A 22047-nucleotide genomic window follows, 5' to 3' on the forward strand; every position below is an offset into this window, starting at 1 on the left:
GAGAAGACTATGCGACGGGGGAGGGTATTCCCCAATGAGCACTGGACGCGTCCCGCCATTGGTGGCAGTATGGGCGAGCGAATGAACACTCGCGATGGAGGTGCCAAAATGGCTCTGCAACACGCGCAATCCGGTCAAATTGTGAACGTACGGCCTCTGAATGGTCAGTTGAGCGACGCCAGGACCACGGCAGTCCTCAAGGCGGGCCAACTGGAAGTCATTCGCCTCGTGCTGCTCTCCGGAAAGGCTATGCGAGAGCACAAGGCGCCCGGGGAGGTTACCGTTCTATGTATCGAGGGTCGATTGGAACTCCGCAGCCCTGATCTGCGGCATGTGCTGGGGCCTGGCGATCTGATTCATCTGCTGGCGGAAGTGCCGCATTCACTCCTGGCGCTTTCAGACACCTCTGCACTTGTGACGATGGTGATCAAAAGCCCTGTCTAGCGGATTTTCAGGGGCCGCTTCTGCGGAAGGCCTGGTACGAGTTGCGCCCGAAGTGATTTGGGCAGGGCGGCCGCCTCCGTCCGGGGGGCTACCAGATCAGACAGGGTCACACGGTCAAGTACAGAAAAATAGCTTTGCATGGCTTGGTGCAGAACACCTTTCAGGCCGCAGTGCTGGCTCAGACGGCACTGGTTTAGCGCCGGGTCAAAACATTCCACCATGGTGAAATCGGTCTCGGTCGCACGAACGACAGCGCCCAAGTTGATGTCTTTTGCAGGCTTTATCAGCCGCATACCACCACCGCGGCCCCGTGTGGTCTCAAGCCACCCACCGGCTGAAAGCTCCTGAACAATTTTGGTCAGGTGGCTGCGCGAGATATCGTAGCTCTCTGCGATTTCGGTGATGGTCACCGGCTGTTCTCGAGCTTGACTGGCTGCGCAGTACATGAGCACCCGCAGTGTGTAGTCAGTCCATTGGGTCAGTCGCATAGGATTTTTCCGGTGTGCATAAAAGATTCATTAGACATGTATTTTATTGGTTAAAATAACATTCATTTTGTATGAACCTTTAAGGAGCTTGACCATGAATGCACGTCTTGAAATCACCCAACCTGCCGCCTCAGCCTTGAGTGTGGATCAGGCAATAGGCCAGATCGCGGTTCAATTGCCAGGGGCAACTGCCGTTTTCAGGCGTCTTAAACTCGATTTTTGTTGTGGTGGACAAATCAGTTTGAAGCAGGCCGCAGCAGACAAGGGTCTGGATGCGCAAGCGGTGCTGGCCGAGTTGGCTGCCCTGCAGCGAACAGACGCTTTGCCGGGCCTGACCGAGCCCGCAGCTTTAATCGACCACATCCTCACTCGCTACCATGAAGTTCACCGTGCGCAACTGCCTGAATTGATCCGGATGGCGCGCCGGGTTGAAGCGGTACACCGGGATGCTCCGATGGTGCCGACTGGCTTGGCTGAACTGCTGGAAGGTATGGAGCAGGAACTTTTGTCACACATGGAAAAAGAAGAAACCATTTTGTTTCCCGCTCTGAAAGCGGGTAATTATGTTGTGGTTACTGGTCCGATCAACGTGTTGCGTGTTGAGCATACCGAGCATGGTGCCTTGCTTGCCAAAGTGCTGGCCTTAACCCAGGACGCTACGCCGCCACAAGGAGCCTGCAACACATGGCGCGCGCTCTATGCCGGCATTGCCCAGTTCAACGACGACCTGATCAACCACATTCACCTGGAAAACAACGTGCTGTTTCCGCAAGTCGAGACGCTGACGAAGGTACAAGAAGGCGGCAGCTCAGGTTGTGCCTGTGGTTAGTTCCCTGTCAGACAGCAATTGATGCAATCAGGGTGGCACAAAGAAGACCGATTTTTCACTCGCAGTCCGGGTGTCACCTGATTCTGTTGTTTCAATCTCGAAAACGATGGGGTTTGCCCGGCCACGGTAGGCTTCTGCCAGTTCAGGTGACAGGGTCAGTCGCACGGGCAGGGAGCCGATGCCTGTAGCCACAACACTCAGTTGTGCCGGCGTCACGATACGCAGCCCTTCCAGCCCTGAGACACGAACGCTGTACTGCCGGGTTTGCTCAGTTCCGTTCATGATCTGAAGGCGGTAGACGTTCTCGATCTCCCCGTTGTCAACCACACGGGCTAGCGCACCACGGTCTTTGATGACGTCAACCGCGAATCCTTTTCGCATCGACAGGCTCGTAACAAAGATCCCGCCGATTACCAGCAGCAGGATGCCGTAAATGACCACCCGCGGGCGCCAGACACGGTTAACCATTTCCTTGGGCTTTAAGGACTGGGCAATTCCGTTGCCTGATGAGTACCGGATGAGCCCAGGTTCATACCCCATCTTCCCCATCACATCGTCACAAACGTCAATGCAGGCCGCACAGGCGATGCATTCGTTTTGAAGACCATCACGGATATCGATGCCAGTGGGGCACACCTGCACACACAAAGTGCAATCGATACAGTCGCCCAAGCCGAGTGACTTGGGGTCGGCCGATCGGGGACGGGAGCCGCGCGCTTCGCCACGGCTTGTGTCATAGGCAATGACCATGGAGTCCATGTCGATCAATGCACTCTGGAAGCGGGCATAGGGACACATGTATTTGCACACTTGTTCCCGCAAGTAGCCGGCGTTGCCATAAGTCGCAAAGCCATAGAACAGAACCCAGAACCACTCCCAGGGCGAAAACGATAGCGCAGCGGCTTCTGCTGCGAGGGTTCTAATTGGCGTGAAATAGCCAACGAACGTGAACCCCGTCACCAGCCCGATGGTGAGCCAAATCGCCTGCTTGGCCCCCTTGCGCGCGAACTTCTCGGCATTCCAGCGCGCAGCGTCCAGTCGCATGCGGGCAATGCGGTCACCTTCGGTATGGCGCTCGACCCAGAGAAAAATCTCTGTGTAGACGGTTTGCGGGCAGGCGTATCCACACCAGATTCGACCCGCAATGGCCGTGACAAAAAAGAGCGCAAGGGCAGAAATAACCAACAGAGCCGCAAGGTAGATGAAGTCTTGTGGGTGCAGCACCAGTCCAAAGACGAAGAAGCGCCGCTCGGACATGTCGAACAGCATGGCTTGCCGGTCGTTCCACTGCAGCCAGGGCAAGCCATAAAACACCACCTGCGTAACCCAGACCATCAACCATCGCCAGTTAGCGAACCAGCCGCGGACAGATCGCGGGTAGATACGGGTCTGTTTCTCGTAGGCCGCAAACAGGTCTCCGCCGCCTGACGGCTCTGCTTGTACGTGAATGGGGATGACTTTGGTGGGCGTCGGTTTGTGCATCGATTGATCGCTTCATTCTGTGTAGATGCGACGACGCTGAAGTCGGTGACGATGTCACCGGGCTCGCGTGGCCGGTGGGCTGTGATCACCGTGGCTTTTTGCGTGAATTGGTAAGTAAGATTCATTTTAAGTGAATCTTAATTTTCTGACCGATTTCGGGTACTTAATGGCCCTCTTCAAAAAAGGGAAGGACATGGGGAGGGTCAATGCTCCTGCCAGCCAGAAGCAGTGAAGACTGCGATGCATGTGGCGAGAAAACAATCCTGTCGCGGCTCCGACTAGTGTGGTCGCCCGCTTGCGCTACACTAATCCGGCACTGACCCAAGAGGCTTCTTGACTCGAGTCAATGTACGCTGAAAGTTCCTGAAACCAATGTTGGAAATATCCCCCATGAAAATATTTGCTTTGTTGAAAATGTTGCTCGGTACATCCCTATTGAGTCTGATGATGTCTGGTGCGGTACACGCCGCAGACCAGGGCTCGGCCGCTGAGGCTGAGGCTATGGTGAAAAAGGCCGTCGCCTACATCAAAACCAATGGCCCAGAGAAGGCTTATGACGAATTCACAAATGGAAAATCTTTCAAGGATCGTGATCTGTACGTCATTGTTTATGACTTGAATGGCAAAAACCTCGCCCAAGGCGCGAACCCCAAGCTGGTCGGCAAAGACCTGATTGGTCTGAAGGATCCGGATGGCAAACCACTGATCCAGATGTTCATTGATCTGGCAAAAACCAAGGGCAAAGGCTGGGTTGAGGGCTACAAGTTCCTGAATCCGGTTTCGCAAAAAATCGAAGGTAAAGCCATGTACCTTGAGCGCGTGGGCGACACCTTGGTTGGTTGCGGAATTTACAAGAATTAACAACCCGCTTCCCGCTTTCGGGGTTGCTTTCGTTGACGTGTTTGCCAAACCTGTGTTGGAGTTGTGATGAATTTACGTGATTTGAGAATCGGGCTCCGACTGGGTTTGGGTTTTGGAGTGATATTGTTGGCGGCCGCTGGCATGTTGCTCGGGGCATTGATCAGCGTCAGCTCCAGCCGGGCAGCGCTACTGGAAACTCTGCAACGTGCCGGTGCCCAGCAAGACCTCGCAGTAGAAATGCGCGATTCCATGTTGAGCAGCGCAATTTCTGTGCGCAACATGGGATTGCAGTCAAAAATTGAGGCCGTGCAAAAAGACGAGGCGGATGCGAAGCGCCATCGCGCGGCGTACCAGGCCGCCAAGGGAAAACTCGAAGCGCTGGGTTTGAACCCGCAGGAGCGCGAACTGTTTGCCCGACTTGCTGAGATCGACGGCAAGGTGGACGCCTATTTCAAAGAGGCTGTTGATCTGGCTGCACAGTTCAACACGGAGCAGGCCGGTGCGGTAATTACTGAAAAAATCGATCCCCTGTCTACCAAAGCCTCTGCGGAATTAGTGTCTTTTATCGCGTTGCAGAAGCAGCGCACGCGGGACGTCACAGAGCAGACCAATGCATCTAATCGCTCTACGATTGGATTGATTGGCGTGGCAGGTGTCATCGTTCTCGTTGCGGCAGCCTTCGTGGCGTGGCGGTTAACGGTCAGTATTACCAAGCCATTGAGTACCGCCATGCAGGCTACCGCCAAAGTGGCAGGTGGCGACCTTGTCAGCAATATTGAAGTGAGTGGTCGGGATGAGGCCGCAGAATTGTTGGGCGGATTGCTGGAAATGCGAAATGGGCTTGCCAGCATGGTGAGCCAGGTTCGTTCAGGTGCCGAAAATATTTCGACAGGTGCCAACGAAATTGCGGCGGGCAACACCGACTTGTCACAGCGGACAGAAACCCAGGCTAGCAACTTGCAGCAGACGGCAGCGTCTATGGAGCAACTGAGTGCGGCCGTCAAGAGTAACGCGGAGACTGCCCGCCAAGCGAACCAGATGGCCGGGTCCGCCAGCGCAGCAGCCTCGAATGGTGGTGTGGTCGTGGGCCAGGTGGTTGCCACCATGGAGGACATTTCGGCTGCGTCCCGGAAAATTGCGGACATTATTGGCGTGATTGATGGCATTGCATTTCAAACCAATATTCTGGCGCTCAACGCGGCGGTTGAGGCCGCACGCGCTGGCGAGCAGGGTCGTGGTTTTGCGGTCGTTGCCAGTGAGGTGCGTAGCTTGGCTGGCCGGTCTGCCGAGGCGGCACGGGAGATCAAGACTTTGATTGGCGCCAGCGTGGAAAAAATTGAAGCCGGAAGTCGCTTGGTAGGCGCTGCGGGCGAATCGATGAATGACATTGTCAGCCAGGTCAAACGGGTTGCGGACCTGATCGGCGATATCAGTTCTTCGGCCCAGGAGCAAACCAGCGGGATTGAGCAGATCAACCAGGCCATTGTTCAACTGGACAACGTGACCCAGCAGAATGCGGCATTGGTTGAAGAAGCCGCGGCGGCGGCTGACAGCCTGAATCAGCAAGCCGGACGCATGGTGGAAGTGGTGAGTATTTTCAAGCTGGAAGAGGGCAACACGGCCACAGCACACACTTCAAATCGCCGCCCTGCTGCCAAAAGTGTGCCTCGCCTGACAGCCTAATAAGCATCCCCGGCCTGGCCCCAGGCAGGCGTCTGAAACGCAGCCGCCAAAAAGTCCACCATGGCCCTGACTTTGCCAGGCAAGTGCTGTCGGCTGGGGTATACCGCGTGAATGCCAATGCGGGGGCCCCGATAGGCAGGTAGCACTCGCACCAGCCGTCCTGTGCGCAGGTCTTCGCCCACCAGAAAAGCAGGCTGGTAAATCAGGCCCTGGTCGGCCAAGGCTGCGGCTCGGCAAGTGTCGCCGCTATTGGCCCGCAGGCGCGGATGGGTGGTCACGCTGGCGGGTTTGCCATCGGCGGCTTCGAAGGCCCACATATCTCCGCCGGACCACCATGAATACGCCATCACGCTGTGGTCTTCAATATCGGCTAGCTGCAGTATGGGCGGCGCCTGGCGCAGGTAGCCGGGCGACGCACACATCACCACGCGGTCGCTGGCAAGCTGGCGCGACACCAGGGTGGAGCTGGCTTGTGCCGTGATACGCACCGCCATGTCGAAGCCTTCCTCCACCAGATCCACCACGCGGTCCGTTAAAGTAATGTCCAGTTCGACCTGCGGATGCAGCTTCAGGAACTCTCCCCACAATGGAGCCAGATGCAGGTTGCCAAAGGTCAGCGGGGCGTTGATTTTCAGGTGCCCCGCCGTGTGAAGCGCACCCTGGCTGGCCGCCGCATTGGCCTCAGCCAGATCGTCGAGGATCTGGCGGCTGCGCTCGAAATAGTCAGAGCCTGCGTCGGTGAGCGATAGGCTCCGGGTGGTGCGGTTGAGCAGCCGGGTGCCCAGCAGCGCCTCCAGCTCCAGCACCAGCCGCGAGACTACGGCTTTGGACGTGTCCAGCCGCTGCGCCGCTTTGACGAAACTGCCGGCCTGCACCACGGTTGTGAAGGCCTGCATTTGACGAAATTGATCCATGGTGCGCGGCCTGTTGTATCAAGGCACGATGGTCGTAAACAGGTAGGTGGCCAGCAGTACCAGATGCACGACGCCCTGCAATACGGTAGTGCGTCCCGTGCCGAGAGACAGCGTCGTGACAAACAGGGAGAGTAGCAAGAGGACGGTGGATTTGATGTCCAGCCCCAGTGTCAGCGTCCATCCAGTGATCAGCGAGACCATGGCTACGGCAGGAATGGTCAGACCAATGCTCGCCAGGGCCGAACCCAGCGCCAGGTTCAGGCTGGTCTGCAGCCGGTTGGCACGTGCAGCACGGACAGCCGCCAGCCCTTCGGGCAACAGCACGACCGCCGCAATGATGATTCCGACCACCGCTTTGGGTGCCCCTGCGCTGGCTACAGCTGCTTCGATGGTTGGGGCCAGGGCTTTGGCCAATAGCACCACAGCGCCCAGGCTGATGAGTAGCAACCCGCCGCTCGCAGCCACCAGTTTGTTGCTGGGGGGAAGGGCGTGCGCTTCCTCGTTGTGATTGGCATCAGGGGGTAAGAAATAGTCTCGGTGTCGCACGGTTTGCATCAGCACGAAAGTTCCGTAAAGCACCAATGACACCACGGCTACAAAGCCCAGCTGGCTGGGGCTGTACACCGGACCGGCCACGCTGGTCGTGTAGTTGGGTAGCACCAGCGTCAGCACGGCAATAGCCGCCAGTGTTGCCAGGGTTGCGCTCACTCCATAAAGACCAAAGGACTGCTCCTTGAAGCGACTGCCACCCACCAGCAGACACAAACCCACAATGCCGTTGAGGATGAGCATCACTGCGGCGAACACGGTGTCCCTTGCCAGCGCGGTGCTTTGGGGGCCGCCCGACAGCATCAAGGACACGATCAACGCAACCTCAATGATTGTGATGGCCAGCGCCAGCACCAAGGTTCCGTAGGGCTCGCCCACACGGTGGGCGACCACTTCGGCATGGTGCACTGCCGCCAGTACGCTGCCAATCAATGCCGCAATCAATAAGGCGACCAGCAGGCTGCTGGGACCGGTTAGAAAGGTCGCGACCAGCAGCAGCCACCCGATCAAAGGTGCGGCAAACGACCAAAGGGGAAGGGCAGATGGGGGTTTCATGGTGAAGTATCGATTGATCGGTTTATTGTCAATATTTTAGAGACATTGAATCAAACTGTTGCCTGTTTATCTTTGGGATGATGACAGATACAGTAAAACCTGATTCATAAAGGATGTTCATCATGTCTCACGTTACCGCGGTATTGCCTTCGATGTTTGTTTCCCACGGCTCACCGATGTTCGCTCTGGAAGCCGGAGAAACCGGGCCCGCGCTATTGGCTTGGGCGCAAACGCTCCCCAAGGAGGCGCTGCGTGGCGTGGTGATCATGTCGCCGCACTGGATGGCGCGCACCCCCTCGGTCATGACAACGGCCCAGCCCCAAACCTGGCATGACTTTGGCGGCTTTCCGGCTGCACTGTATGAATTGCAATATCCGGCGCCCGGCAGCCCAGCTTTGGCGCACGAGGTTTTAGGTTTGCTGCAAGCTGCTGGCATCGCCGCGCAGCCGGACGACAAACGCCCGTTTGACCACGGCACCTGGGTGCCGCTGATGCACATGTTCCCCAAAGCGGATGTGCCGATCGTGCAGGTGGCCTTGCCCATGGGTTGGGGCCCCAAGGAGGTCTACGCGATGGGTGCAGCACTGCAAAGCCTGCGGGCGAGCGGCGTGCTGGTGATGGGTTCCGGGTCCATGACGCACAACCTGGGCGAGTTTTTTGGGGGCGGGCAAGTGGTATCGCCCTACGTGACCGAGTTCAGTCGCTGGATTGAGGCCGCGATCGTACGGGGCGACATTCCCGCGTTACTGGACTACCGCAGCCTGGCTCCCCATGCGCACCGTGCGCATCCAACAGAAGACCACTTTCTGCCACTGTTCTTTGCGCTGGGTGCGGCCGGTGAAGCCGCACGGCCCACCTACCTCAGCCGCGAGGTAATGTACGGCATGTTGGCCATGGATACATTCACGCTGCGCTGACGCTGACGCTGACGCTGACGCTGACGCCGCAGCCTTGGGTTTCAAACAGTTCAACGCCGCACAGCTGGGGCAGCTGTGCGCGGGCCTTGTTCAAAATCCAGCTCGCAATGGTGGCGACGTCGCAGTCGTCCAGATCGCTGATTTCTTGCAGCGGCTTGTGGTCCAGCATTTTGAACTCGGGGTTGAAGATTTCTTTCACATCACCAAAATCGACCGTCCAGCCCATCACCTGATCCAGCGGTGCCGACAGGTGCAGGCGCAGGGTGTAGGTGTGGCCATTCAGCTTGCTGCGCTTGCTGCCCACCGGCGCGGCTTTGAGGCGCAGCGCGCTGTCCATGGTCACGTCTTTCCAGATCTGGTAGTGCGTGCCGTCATACACGGCGACGCAACTCGCCGGCATGTTGAGCAGCTGGTGCGCTGACTGAAAAGCGTAGCGCCGCCAGGCACGGGCGCTTCCCGCAAAGTCCGGCGTTGGGCGCAGCGCACGGTGGCCAAAAAACTGTGGCCGTGCAGGTGCCGCAATCGGTGGTGCGCGGGCGCTTCATCAATCTGGCGCGCTGCCTCGAAGAGCAACGATACGCAATGGCTGCCTGGGTGTTGGCGGCCTGCTGTGGCCCGTCCATGGGTTGCAGATGGAAGTTCTCAAACGCCATGTGAGCGAATTGCTGGGGGTAGCCATCGGCTGCGGGTAGACCAGTTTGAGCTCCTGCCCCGCATGCACGACCAGCTGGGAGCCCAGCTTGGGGCCGACGCACAACCAGTCAATGCCTTCGGGTGGCGCGATGGTGCCATTGGTCTCCACGGCAATTTTGAAGCCGCGTGCGTGGAGCGCCTGGATCAGTTCGGCGTTTAATTGCAAAAGTGGCTCACCGCTGGTGATAACCACAAAACGGTGCGCCTGGTCGGAACTGGGCCAATGGCGCTCGATGCTGTCTGTCAGCGCGCCCGCTCCACAGGATGCAGCCGGCAAACCGGCAAAGCACCGCTGGCCTGCCGGCATTGGCCCCTTCACCTTGCAATGTGTAGAAGATCGCTTTGACGCTGTAGGTCATACGTGCTGATTCATGGGGGTTGGCGCTATTATTTTAATAGCTGCTCGCGCTTGTCCTGCCAGGGTTGGACGATGTGGGAATCCACAATTTCCGCCGCACTCGCCGCCGCGCACAATGTGCTCTTCAAAAAATGACTACTGCTCACTGCAGTAACGAAAGAGTACCCCCTATGACTGCGTCTGCAAAAAACGTCCTTTCTACCGCTCTCTCTATCTGCAAGTGCTGTTCGCCGTCGTGATCGGCGTGCTCCTGGGGCACTTTTATCCCCAGACGGGCGCAGACATGAAGCCACTGGGGGATGGCTTTATCAAACTGATCAAGATGATCATTGCACCCATCATTTTCTGCTCCGTGGTCGTTGGCATTGCTGGCATGGAAGACATGAAAAAAGTCGGCAAAACCGGCGGGCTGGCATTGCTCTATTTTGAAGTGGTCAGCACATTGGCGCTGATTGTTGGCCTGATCATCGTCAACCTGGTCCAGCCAGGTGCGGGCATGAATGTGGACGCGGCCTCGCTCGACACCAAAGGCATCGCAGCCTATACCGGCCCAGGGAAAATGCAAAGCACGACCGAGTTCCTGCTTGCCATCATCCCGACTTCAGTCGTCGATGCTTTTGCCAAAGGTGAAATTCTTCAGGTCCTGTTGTTCTCCGTGTTGTTCGGCTTCGTGTTGCACAAGTTTGGCGGGCGCGGCACGATGGTGTTTGACTTGATAGAGAAGTTGTCCCACGTGCTCTTTGACATCGTAGGCATCATCATGAAGGTGGCTCCCATCGGTGCCTTTGGCGCGATGGCTTTCACCATTGGCAAATATGGTGTTGGCTCACTGCTTTCACTGGGCTTGCTGATGGGTACGTTTTATCTGACTTGCCTGATCTTCATCTTTGGGGTGCTGGGCACAATTGCCCGGATGCACGGCTTCAGTATCTGGAAATTTATCAAGTACATCAAAGAAGAACTGCTGATTGTTTTGGGAACGTCGTCTTCCGAGTCCGTGTTGCCGCGGATGATGGAAAAGATGGAAAACCTCGGTGCGCGCAAATCGGTGGTGGGCTTGGTCATTCCGACCGGCTATTCCTTCAACCTGGACGGCACCTCCATCTACCTGACGATGGCAGCAGTCTTCATAGCCCAGGCAACCAACACGCCGATGACGCTGACCCAGGAGGTGACCTTGCTGGCTGTGCTGTTGCTCACCTCCAAAGGCGCTGCAGGTATTACTGGCAGCGGGTTTATTGTGCTGGCTGCAACCCTGTCGGCAGTGGGTACCGTGCCCGTCGCGGGGCTGGCCCTGATCCTGGGCATCGACCGTTTCATGTCCGAAGCCCGTGCGTTGACCAATCTGGTTGGCAACGGCGTGGCGACACTCGTGGTGGCCAAATGGACGGGCGACCTCGACGTCAAGCGCATGCAAGCCGGCTTGAATCACGAAACCTGGGATGAAGCGCAAGACCCAGAGGTCCTGCTGGACAAGAAAGTGGACCACATGGCCAACGTGAATCGGTAGACCGTACCTGTGCTGATGGAAATAGCTCTGGTAGCGATTTTTCTAGGGTAAACCCTATACTTATCTGGACCCGCATGGCGCCTTGTGGCGCCCAAAAGGAGTTCAGATGACCGACAGTGCAACAGTAGCCGAACACTCAGCTCACCTAAAAGCGTCAGTCTCGGGCTTGCTCAGGCGATGGACGCGTCCCTCCGTGGTTCGTCTCAATCTGGCGCTGCAAGGCGGCGGTGCCCATGGCGCGTTCACCTGGGGGGTGCTCGATGCCCTGCTGGATAGTCCTGGTCTTGCCTTTGAGGGGGTTAGCGGCAGCAGTGCGGGGGCCATGAATGCGGTGGTCATGGCCGACGGGTGGATGAAGGGCGGACCTGAAGGTGCGCGTCAGGCCTTGGCCCACTTTTGGGCTGAAGTAGCCAATCAAGTGCCGTGGGGCCTGATGACCCAGGGTGATGGTCACTCCATCAGTCTTTCCTCCGCAAGCAAATTGCTCGTCAATTGGGCCAGCTATTTCTCTCCATCGCAACTGAACCCGATGGGTTTGAATCCGCTCAGGGACCTGCTTGACCGGCAGGTTGATTTTGAGGGATTGCGTCGGCGCAGCCCGTTCAAGTTGTTCATTGGAACCACACAGGCCAACACCGGCAAGTTACGGGTATTTCGAGAATCCGAGCTGACAGTGGACGTACTGTTGGCCTCGGCCTGCCTTCCCAGAATTCACCACTCGGTTGAAATTGATGGCGAGCCTTACTGGGACGGTGGCTACTCGGCCAATCCTGCCGTGTTTCCGCTGTTTTATGACTGCACATCACGCGACATATTGCTGGTGCTGCTGGATCCCCTCAGGCATGAACGCACCCCGCAGAGCAAGGATGAAATCGACTCGCGGATCGGAGAGTTGTCATTCAGCGCCAACTTCATGCGTGAGATGCGCATGTTTGCGCAAGCCACTGACTTTGCCCACCCCGGATTTCTGCGCGGGGGGCGGCTGGAGCGGCGCCTGCGCGCCATGCGCTTTCACATGATTGACTCTGATCAGGTTGAAAGCCTGCAGCGTTCAGAAACCAAGCTGATTGCCTACGCACCATTTCTGGAATTGTTGCGCGCACAGGGGCACGAGCGTGCCACGCAATGGCTGGTAACCCATGGGCAGGGCGCAGGCAAGCACTCAACCATCGACGTGAAGGCGCTGTTCACTTGAACTGACGCAATGCGGTTGACCCGCCTTGTGACGAGATCACAAAAAGCACAGCCACTTTGCTTGGTGAATCAGTGGCCTTGAAGCACGAGGCCGGGCCACCAAATTATCCGGGCTATATCGCTACGCGCCCAAAGGCATCAGGGCTCCGGGCGATTGGGGCCCTGCGTACCTTGCGCGCGTGCTGAGAGGTAGGCATAGAGATCGGCGATGTGGGTCGTGACGGACGGCTCCCCTTCCCATGCGGGCATGACGAGTGCGGCTTCCTTGCGCTGCAAAATATCTTCAATCAGTGCTTCCCGCGTGGCACTTTCACGCTTTGCCTTGTCGATTGAATTGTTCCAGTCGTAGCGTTTCAGAACAAGGCTCACAAACTGGCGTGGCCCCATGTCATTGACTCTGGGCAGCAGATTGGGGCCGCCTGCCCCCCCGGTCGCAGCCGGCCCATGGCAGGCCGCACATTTGTTCTGGAAGGTTCGCCAGCCTGTGTAGACCGAGCCGGGCGGTTGGGATTGGCGCGCGAGTTCCTGAGAGGCTTGCCGGTTCTGCACTTCAACGGCCACATCCGTCGTACAAGCGGACAAGACTAGCATCGACACGAACCCGCAAGCCCACAACAGGCTACGACTGAGCCCGTCGATTCGACCAACAGGCCAGCCCCAATTCAGAACCGAAAACTTGGCCATTTCAATCGCCTTTCAGCTTATTGCAGCAATGAGGCGGCGCTATGAATCCGTTGTCCATCGCCGCCCCAGTCGTATGGACTAGAGGCAATTCTGGCGCTTGGTCATCCCTCGTTCCTTGTCATTGGTCAATGTTTGTCGCAGTCGTCGTTCCGTGTGCTTACGCGTATTCGGCGATGGGAACGCAGCTGCAAAACAGGTTGCGGTCGCCATAGACATTGTCGACCCGGCCCACGGTGGGCCAGTACTTCACGGCCTTCAGCGATGCCACCGGGAAGGCGGCCACTTCGCGCGAATAGGGGCGATCCCAATCCGCACCCATCAGGCTGGCAGCGGTGTGCGGCGCGTGCTTGAGGGGGTTGTTGTCCTGCGGCCACTCGCCACTCTCTACCTTGGCCACTTCCGCGCGGATGGCGATCATGGCGTGGATAAAGCGGTCCAGCTCGCCCAGGGTTTCACTCTCGGTGGGTTCCACCATCAGGGTGTTGACCACCGGGAAGGACAGCGTGGGCGCGTGAAAGCCATAGTCCATCAGGCGCTTGGCCACGTCTTCGGCCATGACGCCGCTGGTTTCCTTCAAGCCGCGCAGATCCAGAATGCACTCATGGGCGACGTGGCCGTTGGCGCTGGCGTACAGCGTGGGGTAGTGGTCAGCCAAGCGCGCGCTGATGTAGTTCGCCGCCAGAATGGCCGCCTCGGTGGCGTGCTGCAGGCCGTCCGGGCCCATCATGCGGCAGTACATCCAGCTGATCGGCAGCACGGCTGCGTTGCCCAAAGGTGCTGCGCTGACAGCGCCCACGCCTTGGCTGGCGATGCCGCCGGTGGCATGGCCGGGCAGGAAGGGCACCAAATCCGCTACGACGCAAACCGGGCCCACACCAGGTCCGCCACCGCCGTGGGGAATGCAAAAGGTTTTGTGCAGGTTCAGGTGGCTCACGTCCCCGCCAAACTCACCGGGGGCGGCTGTGCCTACCAGCGCGTTCATATTGGCACCGTCCACATACACGCGCCCGCCGTGCTGGTGCACCAGGGCGCACAGTTCTTTCACCGACGTTTCAAACACGCCGTGCGTGCTAGGGTAAGTAATCATTACGGCGGCCAGATTGGCGCTGTGCTGCTCGCACTTGGCCTGCAGGTCGGCCATGTCGACGTTGCCGTTGGAGTCGCATTGGGTGACCACCACCGTCAGGCCAACCATCATCGCGCTGGCGGGGTTGGTGCCGTGGGCGCTGGAGGGAATCAGGCAGATATTGCGGTGGCCCTGGCCTTTGCTTTCATGGAAAGCCTTGATAACCAGCAGCCCTGCGTATTCGCCCTGGCTGCCGGCGTTGGGCTGCAGGCTGATGCCCGCGTAACCCGTGGCGGCGCACAACCAGGCGCGCAATTGCGCGTCCAGCAGGTCGTAGCCCGCACGTTGGCCAGCGGGGCAGAAGGGGTGGATGTTGGCAAACTCAGGCCAGGTGATGGGAATCATCTCGCTGGTGGCGTTGAGCTTCATGGTGCAACTGCCCAGCGGGATCATGCTGCGGTCCAGCGCGAGGTCTTTGTCCGAGAGCATGCGGATGTAGCGCAGCATGCCGGTCTCGCTGTGGTGGGTGTTGAAGACCGGGTGGGTTAAAAAGGCGCTGGTGCGCAGCAGGGCCGCGGGGATCAGCAGGGCCACATCGCCTTCCAGCGCGGCAATGGTTGGCAGGGCTCGCGTGGTTGGGGTGGCGTTGGCAAAAAAGCCCCACAGCGCCTCTACGTCGGCGCGCGTGGTGGTTTCGTCCAGCGAGATGCCCAGACATTCTTCAGAGACAAATCGCAGGTTAGCCCCCGCAGACACTGCGCGCGCAGCTATCAAATGTGTAGCGTCGCCGGTTTGCACGGTGAGCGTGTCAAACGCGCTGTCGTTGACCAGCGCATAGCCCATGGCCTGCAAACCACGCGCCAAAATGGCGGTGAGCGTGGCCACGCGCTGGGCAATGCGTTTGAGGCCAGCCGGGCCGTGGTACACGGCGTACATGCTGGCAATGACGGCGGGCAACACCTGCGCGGTGCAGATGTTGGACGTGGCTTTTTCGCGGCGAATATGTTGCTCGCGGGTTTGCAGCGCCAACCGGTAGGCCGGGTTGCCGTGCACGTCCACACTCACGCCCACCAGGCGGCCGGGCATGGAGCGTTTGAATTCATCGCGGCAAGCCATATAGGCGGCGTGCGGGCCGCCGTTGCACAGGGGCATGCCAAAGCGCTGCGTGGTGCCCACGGTGATGTCGGCACCCAGCTCGCCCGGGGGCGTCAGCAGGGTCAGCGCCAGCAGGTCGGCGGCCATGATGACCACGCCACCTTGGGCTTTGTAGGCCGCAATCCAGGCGCGGTCGTCACGCACCACGCCGCTGGTGCCGGGGTATTGCAGCAGCACGGCAAAGCTGTCGTTTTCCAGCGCTTGCGGTCCGTGGCAGGGCAGCACTTCAATGCCGAGTGGGCGGGCGCGGGTCTGGATCACTTCCAGCGTTTGCGGCAGCACTTCCTCGTCCACATAAAACACGTTGGATTTGGACTTGCCCATGCGCTTGGCCAGCGTCATGGCCTCGGCCGCTGCAGTGGCTTCGTCCAGCATGGACGCATTGGCCATGGGCATGCCGGTCAGGTCGCAGACCATGGTCTGGAAGTTGACCAGCGCCTCCATGCGGCCCTGAGAAATTTCGGCCTGGTAGGGCGTGTAGGCGGTGTACCAGGCGGGGTTTTCCAGAATGTTGCGCAGAATCACACCGGGTGTGTGGGTGCCGTAATAGCCCTGGCCGATGTAGCTGGTGAGCACCTGGTTTTGTGACGCCAATGCCTTGAGTTCTGCCAGCGCCGCCGCCTCGGTAATCGCCGCCGGAATGTCCATGGCCGTTTTGCGGGCGATGGACGGGGGCACGATGCCTGCAATCAGTTCGGCGCGGGAGTTGGAGCCGATAGTCTGGAGCATGCGTGCTTCATCGGCTGCGCTGATGCCAATGTGGCGGGCGATGAACTCGCTGGGGTTTTCGAGCTGGGCGAGGGTGCTGGCGGTGGTCATGGGCGTGGGAACTTTCTGGGTTCAGGCCGCGAAGGCGGTGTAGCTGGTTTCGTCCATCAAGGCGGCCAGTTCGGCTGGGTTGGAGAGCTTGACCTTGAAGAACCAGCCCGCGCCCATGGGGTCGCTGTTGGCCAGTGCGGGGTCGGCGCGCAGGGCTTCATTCACTTCGGTGATTTCGCCGGTGACCGGCATGTAGACATCGGCTGCAGCCTTGACCGACTCGACCACGCCAGCCACCTCTTTGGCGGCGAAGGTTTTGCCGACTTCGGGCAGGTCTACAAACACCACATCGCCCAGCGCGTCTTGCGCGTGGTGGGTGATGCCAACGGTGGCAATGTCGCCTTCCACGTTGAGCCATTCGTGGTCGGGTGTGTATTGAATCGTCATGAAAAACTCCTGAAATAAAAATTGAAAATTTGAGATGAAACCGCCAGCCGCAACTGTAGCTGCGCCGGTCACCGGGTAGCGTGGCCCCGGCAATCAGCCGCGGAAATAGCGGGTGGGCACGAATGGCATGGCACTCACCTCCATCGGCACGGGCTTGCCGCGCACGATGGCCACTATGCGGGTGCCCAGGGCGCTGAACGCGGCGTCCACATAGCCCATGGCTACGGGCTTGTCGATGGTGGGGCCGAGCAGGCCGCTGGTGACTTCGCCAATCGCATTGCCATGGCCGTCTTGCAGCACCGTGTGGTCACGCACAGGAATGCGCTCCAAAGCGATCAAGCCAACGCGCTTGCGGGTGCCAGTTTGAGTGCCATTTGCGGCTGTAGCCCCCGTGGATGCTGCAAGAGCTGCTAGTATTTTTGTAGCACCTGGAAAGCCGCCTTCGCGTGCACCACCAGCGCGGCGCACCTTTTGCATGGCCCACAGCAGGTTGGCTTCTACCGGGTTGGTGGTGGTGTCGATGTCGTTGTCGTACAGGCACAGGCCGGCTTCCAGACGCAGCGAGTTGCGTGCGCCCAGGCCAATGGGTTTGACTTCGGGTTGGGCGAGCAGGGCGCGGGCGAGCGCTTCAGCTTGGGTCTGGTGGACCGAGATCTCAAAACCGTCTTCGCCGGTGTAGCCGCTGCGGGTCAGGAACACCTCAATCGCCTGTGTGCCAGTTTGAACGGTGAAGGTGCCACCTGTCATGAACACCAATTTTTCGACGCCGGGCGCCAGGCGGGCCAGGGCGGTAACTGCCTGCGGGCCTTGCAATGCCAGCAACGCCATTTCTGGCATCGTGATCACCTGGCAGCGTTGCCCGATTTTGGCTTGGATGTGGGCCATGTCACCCACCTTGCACGCGCCGTTCACAATCACAAAAAGCTGGTTGTTGCCCTTGTTGAAGAACATCAAATCGTCAATGATGCCGCCCTCGTCGTTGAGCAGCAGGCCGTAGCGCTGCTTGCCCACCGGCAGGTCGATCACGTCAACGGGAATCAGGGTTTCAAACGCAGCAGCAGCGTCTGGCCCCACCAGACGCAACTGGCCCATGTGCGATACATCAAACAAGCCAGCTGCCGTGCGGGTGTGGTGGTGCTCAGCCATCAGGCCACTCGGGTACTGCACGGGCATGGAATAGCCAGCAAAGGGCACCATGCGGGCACCGAGTTCAATGTGCAGGGCGTTGAGAGGTGTGGACAAAAGCGCTGCTGCGCTAGGGGTGGATGCGGACAAGGGCGAACTCCGGTGGGGGCAAGTCAAGTTCCACGGCCTGAACGTCAAACGCTCACGCCATGGGCTGCCCCCGCTGTCCGCTTTACCTGAGAGATTCGCCGGGCCTGCACACTTATGGGTGCCAAGACTGCGGGTTGCTCCTTCGGTGGGCTGCATCGTATGCAACCTCTCTCCAGTGGGGATCGTCTTGCGGCATTACTGCTACAACACGTTTGTCAGTCCTTTTGCCTGAGCGTTCAGACTGCTGCAATCAGCAATCCTGCGCCTTCGGCGGTTTCCGCTCGGGGAAACTCTCTCCTGACGGGTTGAATTCTAAACTAGGCTTATGGGGGCTACCGCACAGACACGGCGCACGACGATGGCGATACTGCGTTCCAGATGGCAATGTCTGCATTGGTCCCCCGTCAAACCACTACCGCTTTAGGAAAACACAATGAACATCAATTTATCGATCGGTCCATTGATCGCGTTGATCGCGGGGATCCTGATTTTGACGGTACCGCGGATGCTCAATTACATCGTGGCAATCTATCTGATTGTCATTGGATTGCTGGGACTCTTTGGATCGGGAAACCTGCATTTCAATTAAAAACGAGGCCAGTTGGCCTCGTTTTTATATCAACTGAATCTACGCTTACATACCCGCGTAATTCGGCCCACCGCCGCCCTCAGGGGTCACCCACACAATGTTCTGGGTCGGGTCCTTGATGTCACAGGTCTTGCAATGCACACAGTTCTGCGCATTGATCTGCAGGCGGTCGGTGTTGTCGGCGTTCTTCACAAACTCATATACGCCGGCCGGGCAGTAGCGCGCCTCAGGACCGGCGTACTTTGCCAGGTTGATGCTCACCGGTATGGACGCGTCTTTGAGCGTCAGGTGCGAGGGTTGCTGCTCTTCATGGTTGGTATTGCTGATGAAGACGCTGGAGAGTCGGTCAAACGTCAACTTGCCATCGGGCTTGGGGTAGACGATGGGCTCGCACTCGGCCGCAGGCTTCAAATACAGGTGGTCAGGTTTGTCGCGGCGCAGGGTCCAGGGGATATGGCCGCGTAAAACGAACTGCTCAAATCCGTTCATGAGCGTGGCGACGGTCAGGCCGTACTTGAACCAGTTCTTGAAATTGCGGTCCTTATTGAGTTCGGTGTGCAACCAGCTGGCGTTGAATGCCTCCGGGTAGGCCGAGAGTTCGTCGTGCTGACGACCCGCCACGACTGCGTCGTAGGCGGCTTCTGCGGCCTGCATGCCGGTCTTGATGGCGGCATGACTGCCCTTGATGCGACCTACGTTGAGATAACCCGCATTGCAGCCTACCAGTGCACCACCGGGGAATACCGTCTTGGGCAGGGCCGACAGACCGCTGGCGTTAATCGCTCGCGCACCATAAGACAGGCGCTTGCCCGTCACTTCGCCCTTGGCGTTTTCCAGGTAGTAGCGCACGTTGGGGTGCAGCTTCCAGCGCTGAAATTCTTCAAACGGGCTCAGGTAAGGGTTGGTGTACCCCAGTCCCGTCACAAAGCCCAGGGCGACTTTGTTGCCTTCCATGTGGTACAGGAAGGCGCCGCCGTAGGTTTTTTCATCCATGGGCCAGCCAGCGGTGTGCATGACAAAGCCGGGCTGGTGGCGGGCCGGGTCAATCTCCCACAGCTCCTTGATGCCGATGCCAAAGCTTTGGGGATCGCGGCCTTCATCCAGTTTGTATTTGGCAATCAGCTGCTTGCCCAAGTGGCCTCGTGCACCTTCGGCAAATACCGTGTACTTGCCCAGCAATTCCATGCCCAGCTGGAAGTTATCAGTCGGTTCACCATCCTTGCCCACGCCCAGGTTGCCGGTGGCCACGCCTTTGACAGAGCCATCTTCGTTGTAAAGCACTTCCGCTGCGGCAAAACCGGGGAAGATCTCAACGCCCAAGCCTTCGGCCTGCTCGGCGAGCCATTTGGTAACGGCACCCAGACTGACAATGTAGTTGCCATGGTTGTGCGCAAACGGCGGCAGCAATGCGTTGGGCACCCGAACACCCGATTTCTCACCCAGGAAAATATAAGCGTCGTCGGTGACGGGCTGATTCAGTGGGGCGCCCAGTTCTTTCCAGTTGGGGATGAGTTCGGTCAGGGCCTTGGGGTCCATGATGGCACCCGACAGAATGTGCGCGCCCGGCTCGGAGCCTTTTTCCAGCACAACCACCGACACCTCGGTGCCTTTTTCCGCGGCAAGTTGCTTGAGGCGAATGGCTGTTGCCAGACCACCAGGGCCACCGCCAACGACCACTACGTCGTATTCCATTGATTCACGTGGGCCGAATTGCGCCAGTATTTCCTGGTTTGTCATGAAGTGTCTCGCTTGATAATGGGAACCTAGTGGATTCTGCCAACAACCATACTGTGCTGGCCGGATTCGAGATAGATTTTATGCGCGGAACTATTTCAAATAGCACGGTCGTTCTTTTTTATTCGGGGAGACTCTCTAAGTGGCATATACCATTGATCTTTCAGGCCGCGTGGCCTTCATCACCGGCGCATCCAGCGGTTTGGGTGCGCAGTTCGCACGGACGCTTGCATCGGCTGGAGCGGCGGTTATTCTGGCCAGTCGCCGAGTGGACAAGCTCAAGGATTTGCGCTCCACCATAGTGGGCGAGGGGGGTGATGCCCATGTGATCGAGATGGATGTTACCGACCACGATTCCATTAAATCGGCCGTAGCCCATGCTGAAACCGAAGTGGGCTCCATCGATATCCTGGTCAACAACTCGGGTGTGAGCACCACCCAGCGTATTCAGGATGTGTCGCCCGATGACTACGATTTCATGTTTGATACCAATGTCAAGGGTGCGTTCTTTGTCGCGCAGGAGATAGGCAAACGCATGCTGGCGCGCGCCAAAGGGTCCGCGCCCGGCAACTACACGGGTGGTCGCATCATCAACATCGCTTCGATGGCCGGGCTGCGCGTGCTGCCGCAAATCGGCGTGTATTGCATGAGCAAATCGGCCGTGATCCAGATGACCAAGGCGATGGCGCTGGAGTGGGGCAAATTTGGCATCAATGTGAATGCCATTTGTCCTGGCTATATCGACACCGAGATCAACCACCACCACTGGCAAACGGAAGCCGGTCAGAAGCTGGTGCAAATGTTGCCCCGCAAACGTGTGGGCCAACCCAAGGATCTGGATGCCTTGCTGGTGACCTTGTGTTCTGACCAAAGCCACTTCATCAACGGAGCGATCATTGCAGCGGACGATGGTTTCGGCGTTTAAGTGCTAGGCGGCGTGCTGGCGGGGTTAGCCGCCGGCGCCCTTTGGGGGCTGGTGTTTGTATTGCCTGCTATGGCCCCCGGTCTTTCAGCAGTGGATCTTGCAGCGGGCCGTTTTGTCAGCTTCGGAGCGGTCGCGTTGATCGTGATTGCACAGCGACGCGGTTCGCGGCCTTTGCCAACGGCCCGCCAGGCATGGGTCGCCTTGGGATTGAGCGTGGTGGGTTTTTCCGGCTATTACCTGCTGCTGGTTCTTGCGATTCACGATATCGGTGCAGAGGTTCCAACACTGGTCATCGGAACCATTCCTCTGTGGGTCATGTTGCTGGGCAAGCCGCAGGGTTTGCTGTGGCGAAGCCTGCTGCCCGGCTTGGTGCTCACGGTAGCAGGCGTGTTGCTGATGATGAATGCAGAAAGCGCGCACGTATCGGTGGCGGGCGAGCCCATACGAACCGCTTCGGGCTGGATCTATTGGCGCGGTCTGGCGTTTGCCCTGCTTGCGATGGCTAGTTGGACGGCGTTTGCGGTACTCAATTCTGCCTGGCTTCAAAAGCACAGCGACATTGATACGACCGACTGGGCTAACTGGTTGGGGGTGGGCGCCGGTCTGGCAGCGCTTGCGGTCTGGCTGGTCCTGGGATCGGACGCAAATGTGCTGCTAGCCCGCGCGGATATTGCGCAAGCAGCTATGCTTTGTATAGCGGCTGGAGTGGGTTCGGCATGGCTGGCCACGGTTCTCTGGAACATTGCCAGCCGTCGTCTGAGTGCCAGCCTCTGTGGCCAACTGATCGTGAGCGAAACCCTGTTTGCTCTGGCCTATGTATTCCTCTGGACGGGGCAATGGCCCCAGTCGACGCAGTTGATGGCCAGCGCGCTTTTCTTGCTGGGCATACTGGCGTCGGTCCGCGCGCACCGCTGAAGCCCGGTCAGGGTTCAGCGG

At 58.7% G+C, this 22047-nt stretch carries 19 protein-coding genes, 2 pseudogenes and 2 riboswitches; of the genes and pseudogenes, 10 read left to right on the forward strand and 11 right to left on the reverse strand.

Annotation, left to right across the window (positions count from 1 at the left end; all coding sequences use genetic code 11):
* The first annotated feature begins 108 nt into the window (after positions 1-108).
* A complete protein-coding gene (locus AC097W_RS13710; protein WP_479603167.1) occupies positions 109-444 on the forward strand; it encodes a cupin domain-containing protein in 336 nt (111 codons plus the stop codon).
* Here AC097W_RS13710 and AC097W_RS13715 read toward each other — a convergent pair.
* Positions 441-932, reverse strand: coding sequence for an RrF2 family transcriptional regulator (locus AC097W_RS13715; RefSeq protein ID WP_479603171.1), 492 nt, complete (start codon positions 930-932; stop codon positions 441-443). The genes AC097W_RS13710 and AC097W_RS13715 overlap by 4 nt on opposite strands.
* 94 nt (positions 933-1026) lie before the next feature.
* Here AC097W_RS13715 and ytfE point away from each other — a divergent pair, with 94 nt between their 5' ends.
* Positions 1027-1761, forward strand: coding sequence for an iron-sulfur cluster repair protein YtfE (ytfE, locus tag AC097W_RS13720; RefSeq protein WP_479603174.1), 735 nt, complete (start codon positions 1027-1029; stop codon positions 1759-1761).
* A 27-nt stretch (positions 1762-1788) separates the two neighbouring features.
* Here the strand turns inward: ytfE and ccoG are convergent, their stop codons facing one another.
* Positions 1789-3243, reverse strand: a complete 1455-nt coding sequence (gene ccoG, locus AC097W_RS13725) for a cytochrome c oxidase accessory protein CcoG (protein ID WP_479603176.1) — start codon at positions 3241-3243, stop codon at positions 1789-1791.
* A 390-nt stretch (positions 3244-3633) separates the two neighbouring features.
* Here ccoG and AC097W_RS13730 point away from each other — a divergent pair, with 390 nt between their 5' ends.
* Entirely contained in the window at positions 3634-4104 is a 471-nt protein-coding gene (locus tag AC097W_RS13730) for a cache domain-containing protein (RefSeq protein ID WP_479603180.1), read from the forward strand.
* A 66-nt stretch (positions 4105-4170) separates the two neighbouring features.
* The gene (locus AC097W_RS13735; RefSeq protein WP_479603184.1) at positions 4171-5787 is read left to right on the forward strand and encodes a methyl-accepting chemotaxis protein; all 1617 of its coding nucleotides are present in this window, start codon (positions 4171-4173) and stop codon (positions 5785-5787) included.
* Here the strand turns inward: AC097W_RS13735 and AC097W_RS13740 are convergent.
* Positions 5784-6701: a LysR family transcriptional regulator gene (locus AC097W_RS13740; RefSeq protein WP_479603186.1), complete on the reverse strand. Its 918-nt coding sequence runs from the start codon at positions 6699-6701 to the stop codon at positions 5784-5786. The two genes, AC097W_RS13735 and AC097W_RS13740, sit on opposite strands and share 4 nt — an antisense overlap.
* Positions 6702-6719: 18 nt before the next feature.
* On the reverse strand, positions 6720-7805 hold the full coding sequence (locus tag AC097W_RS13745; protein ID WP_479603187.1) for a calcium:cation antiporter: 1086 nt from the start codon (positions 7803-7805) through the stop codon (positions 6720-6722).
* Positions 7806-7927: 122 nt separating this feature from the next.
* Between AC097W_RS13745 and AC097W_RS13750 the strand changes: the two genes are divergently transcribed.
* Entirely contained in the window at positions 7928-8722 is a 795-nt protein-coding gene (locus AC097W_RS13750) for a DODA-type extradiol aromatic ring-opening family dioxygenase (RefSeq protein ID WP_479603188.1), read from the forward strand.
* On the opposite strand, the gene AC097W_RS13755 is transcribed toward AC097W_RS13750, so the two are convergent.
* On the reverse strand, positions 8709-9122 hold the full coding sequence (locus AC097W_RS13755) for a 6-pyruvoyl trahydropterin synthase family protein (RefSeq protein ID WP_479603189.1): 414 nt from the start codon (positions 9120-9122) through the stop codon (positions 8709-8711). The genes AC097W_RS13750 and AC097W_RS13755 overlap by 14 nt on opposite strands.
* Positions 9094-9774, reverse strand: a pseudogene (locus tag AC097W_RS13760) (radical SAM family protein). Before AC097W_RS13760 ends, AC097W_RS13755 begins: the two are co-directional and overlap by 29 nt.
* A gap of 186 nt (positions 9775-9960) precedes the next feature.
* Here AC097W_RS13760 and AC097W_RS13765 point away from each other — a divergent pair.
* A pseudogene (locus AC097W_RS13765) lies at positions 9961-11283 on the forward strand (dicarboxylate/amino acid:cation symporter); the annotation flags it as partial.
* Between the two features lie 106 nt (positions 11284-11389).
* Positions 11390-12478, forward strand: coding sequence for a patatin-like phospholipase family protein (locus AC097W_RS13770; protein WP_479603190.1), 1089 nt, complete (start codon positions 11390-11392; stop codon positions 12476-12478).
* Positions 12479-12615: 137 nt separating this feature from the next.
* Here AC097W_RS13770 and AC097W_RS13775 read toward each other — a convergent pair whose 3' ends face one another.
* From AC097W_RS13775 to gcvT, 4 genes are all read right to left on the reverse strand, one after another.
* Positions 12616-13161, reverse strand: coding sequence for a c-type cytochrome (locus AC097W_RS13775; RefSeq protein WP_479603191.1), 546 nt, complete (start codon positions 13159-13161; stop codon positions 12616-12618).
* 157 nt (positions 13162-13318) lie between these two features.
* Positions 13319-16201 carry an aminomethyl-transferring glycine dehydrogenase gene (gene gcvP / locus AC097W_RS13780; RefSeq protein WP_479603192.1) on the reverse strand — a complete coding sequence of 961 codons (2883 nt, stop codon included), beginning with the start codon at positions 16199-16201 and terminating at the stop codon, positions 13319-13321.
* Between the two features lie 21 nt (positions 16202-16222).
* Positions 16223-16588 (reverse strand): glycine cleavage system protein GcvH, encoded by a 366-nt coding sequence (gcvH, locus tag AC097W_RS13785; protein WP_479603193.1) that lies wholly within the window; start codon positions 16586-16588, stop codon positions 16223-16225.
* 93 nt (positions 16589-16681) lie between these two features.
* The gene (gcvT, locus tag AC097W_RS13790) at positions 16682-17863 is read right to left on the reverse strand and encodes a glycine cleavage system aminomethyltransferase GcvT (RefSeq protein WP_479603194.1); all 1182 of its coding nucleotides are present in this window, start codon (positions 17861-17863) and stop codon (positions 16682-16684) included.
* 63 nt (positions 17864-17926) lie between these two features.
* Positions 17927-18049: riboswitch (glycine riboswitch) on the reverse strand.
* Positions 18050-18069: 20 nt separating this feature from the next.
* Positions 18070-18173: riboswitch (glycine riboswitch) on the reverse strand.
* A gap of 123 nt (positions 18174-18296) precedes the next feature.
* Here gcvT and AC097W_RS13795 point away from each other — a divergent pair.
* Complete coding sequence (locus AC097W_RS13795) at positions 18297-18452, forward strand: DUF3096 domain-containing protein (RefSeq protein ID WP_479603195.1); 156 nt, start codon at positions 18297-18299, stop codon at positions 18450-18452.
* Between the two features lie 45 nt (positions 18453-18497).
* On the opposite strand, the gene AC097W_RS13800 is transcribed toward AC097W_RS13795, so the two are convergent.
* Complete coding sequence (locus AC097W_RS13800; RefSeq protein ID WP_479603196.1) at positions 18498-20189, reverse strand: electron transfer flavoprotein-ubiquinone oxidoreductase; 1692 nt, start codon at positions 20187-20189, stop codon at positions 18498-18500.
* 139 nt (positions 20190-20328) lie between these two features.
* Here AC097W_RS13800 and AC097W_RS13805 point away from each other — a divergent pair, with 139 nt between their 5' ends.
* Together AC097W_RS13805 and AC097W_RS13810 are read left to right on the forward strand one after the other, a co-directional pair.
* Positions 20329-21111, forward strand: a complete 783-nt coding sequence (locus AC097W_RS13805) for an SDR family oxidoreductase (protein ID WP_479603197.1) — start codon at positions 20329-20331, stop codon at positions 21109-21111.
* A complete protein-coding gene (locus AC097W_RS13810; protein ID WP_479603198.1) occupies positions 21112-22026 on the forward strand; it encodes a DMT family transporter in 915 nt (304 codons plus the stop codon).
* The last annotated feature ends 21 nt before the right edge of the window (positions 22027-22047 follow it).

Source organism: Rhodoferax sp. GT1R46 (assembly GCF_056521285.1).

What these genes read in the sequence shown, in the direction of transcription:
- AC097W_RS13800 (WP_479603196.1), bottom strand. Translation starts at nt 20,189, where the DNA reads ATGACAAACCAGGAAATACTGGCGCAATTCGGCCCACGTGAATCAATG.
- gcvP (WP_479603192.1), bottom strand. Translation starts at nt 16,201, where the DNA reads ATGACCACCGCCAGCACCCTCGCCCAGCTCGAAAACCCCAGCGAGTTC.
- AC097W_RS13715 (WP_479603171.1), bottom strand. Translation starts at nt 932, where the DNA reads ATGCGACTGACCCAATGGACTGACTACACACTGCGGGTGCTCATGTAC.
- AC097W_RS13795 (WP_479603195.1), top strand. Translation starts at nt 18,297, where the DNA reads ATGAACATCAATTTATCGATCGGTCCATTGATCGCGTTGATCGCGGGG.
- gcvH (WP_479603193.1), bottom strand. Translation starts at nt 16,588, where the DNA reads ATGACGATTCAATACACACCCGACCACGAATGGCTCAACGTGGAAGGC.
- AC097W_RS13745 (WP_479603187.1), bottom strand. Translation starts at nt 7,805, where the DNA reads ATGAAACCCCCATCTGCCCTTCCCCTTTGGTCGTTTGCCGCACCTTTG.
- AC097W_RS13730 (WP_479603180.1), top strand. Translation starts at nt 3,634, where the DNA reads ATGAAAATATTTGCTTTGTTGAAAATGTTGCTCGGTACATCCCTATTG.
- AC097W_RS13710 (WP_479603167.1), top strand. Translation starts at nt 109, where the DNA reads ATGGCTCTGCAACACGCGCAATCCGGTCAAATTGTGAACGTACGGCCT.
- AC097W_RS13755 (WP_479603189.1), bottom strand. Translation starts at nt 9,122, where the DNA reads ATGCCGGCGAGTTGCGTCGCCGTGTATGACGGCACGCACTACCAGATC.
- ytfE (WP_479603174.1), top strand. Translation starts at nt 1,027, where the DNA reads ATGAATGCACGTCTTGAAATCACCCAACCTGCCGCCTCAGCCTTGAGT.
- AC097W_RS13770 (WP_479603190.1), top strand. Translation starts at nt 11,390, where the DNA reads ATGACCGACAGTGCAACAGTAGCCGAACACTCAGCTCACCTAAAAGCG.
- AC097W_RS13735 (WP_479603184.1), top strand. Translation starts at nt 4,171, where the DNA reads ATGAATTTACGTGATTTGAGAATCGGGCTCCGACTGGGTTTGGGTTTT.
- AC097W_RS13750 (WP_479603188.1), top strand. Translation starts at nt 7,928, where the DNA reads ATGTCTCACGTTACCGCGGTATTGCCTTCGATGTTTGTTTCCCACGGC.
- ccoG (WP_479603176.1), bottom strand. Translation starts at nt 3,243, where the DNA reads ATGCACAAACCGACGCCCACCAAAGTCATCCCCATTCACGTACAAGCA.
- AC097W_RS13740 (WP_479603186.1), bottom strand. Translation starts at nt 6,701, where the DNA reads ATGGATCAATTTCGTCAAATGCAGGCCTTCACAACCGTGGTGCAGGCC.
- AC097W_RS13775 (WP_479603191.1), bottom strand. Translation starts at nt 13,161, where the DNA reads ATGGCCAAGTTTTCGGTTCTGAATTGGGGCTGGCCTGTTGGTCGAATC.